The sequence below is a fragment of the Roseitalea sp. genome, assembly GCF_984466335.1.
Map to the genome: position 1 here is coordinate 10,334 of NZ_CFIFWG010000097.1, position 1,205 is coordinate 11,538.

The window sequence follows — 1,205 nt, forward strand, 5'->3', positions numbered from 1 at the left end:
CCATGGCGCTTCCGTCGCCTTTGCGGACAAAGCCCTGTTCGGCGAGGTCGCCAAGCCGTATGCCGAGAGCTTCGGCCAACCCGGACCCCGTCACCGGCCGGTGCGCATGGGCCAAATGGTCCGCGTGGAACGCCGTGTGGGTGGCCAGTTGGACGAAGAGCGGCGCCACGGTTTCGAAGTACCGATACAGACGCTCGGCGACATCGGCGAGATAGGCTTCCGTTTCCTCGGGCTCGCGCGGCGGCTCGCCGAGCAGGTCTTCAAGATCCGGTGGCGGTGGCGCCATGGCGGTGAAGAAGAGTTCGTCCTTGGAGCCGAAGCGCTGATAGAGAACGGCCTGCGAGATGCCGACCGCCTCGGCGATCTCGCGCGTCGTGGCGAACTGGCCCCGATCGACAAACGCCAGGCGGGCCGCTTCGAGAATGTCCTCGTCTTCGACTGTGCGTGCGCGTCCCATTTATCCTTCAGCCTCATTCATAGGCGATGGCGTCACAAACCGGCGTCCTCATAGCGCGTCGCGCCGGTCCCATACAGGCGATCAGCGTCAACACAGCAACCAGTACGGTCCACGCCAGAACGCCTATCGGCGAGAACACCAGCGGCAAGGTCAGATGAAGACCGTGATTCCCGACAATATAGGCGACGGCCATCGATAAGGGGACCGAAAGGATGCCAGCAAGAAGAACGCTGGCGAGTGCGATGGCGTAGCCTTCGGTGAGAATGAGATTGCGCACGGCCGCAGGGCGCGCGCCCACGGCGCGGATGACGCCGATCTCCCGCGTCCGTTCAAGGACGTTCAACCCCATCGACGCGGCAAGCCCCAATCCGCCGACGATGATGGCCGCGAGCGCCGCGGTCGAGAGCAACGCCAGCAGGATCGCGAAGTGGTCGACCATGGCCTGCCGCAAGGCCGGGCGCGTGAACAGGAGCGCCGGCATGGAGCCTGCGTCCACAATCACTTCCTCGATCTGGCTGGCAAGGCGGTCTTCCGTACCGGGATCGGCTGCGACTCGGATGACGCCGGCAAGGCCGTCGGCGCCCGCCAGTTCAGCGAAGGTGGGCGGGTTCGTGTAAAGCGACGGCTCGGCGACCTCCTCGATGACGCCGACGATACGCCCATTCACCGAACGCGGACCAAGCGCGAGTTGCACGTCGGCCCCGATGACCAGCGCGGGTTCTATGGCCTGAAGGTTGCGGTTGACGAC

At 65.1% G+C, this 1,205-nt stretch carries 2 protein-coding genes; both read right to left on the minus strand.

What is annotated here, in order from left to right; all coding sequences use genetic code 11:
* The coding region (locus tag AC5E6L_RS09965; protein ID WP_491772977.1) for a TetR/AcrR family transcriptional regulator at nt 1-457 on the minus strand (457 nt) is incomplete at its 3' end.
* 13 nt (nt 458-470) lie between these two features.
* Nucleotides 471-1,205, minus strand: a 735-nt coding sequence (locus AC5E6L_RS09970) for an ABC transporter permease (RefSeq protein WP_491772979.1), incomplete at its 5' end; no start/stop codon positions are given.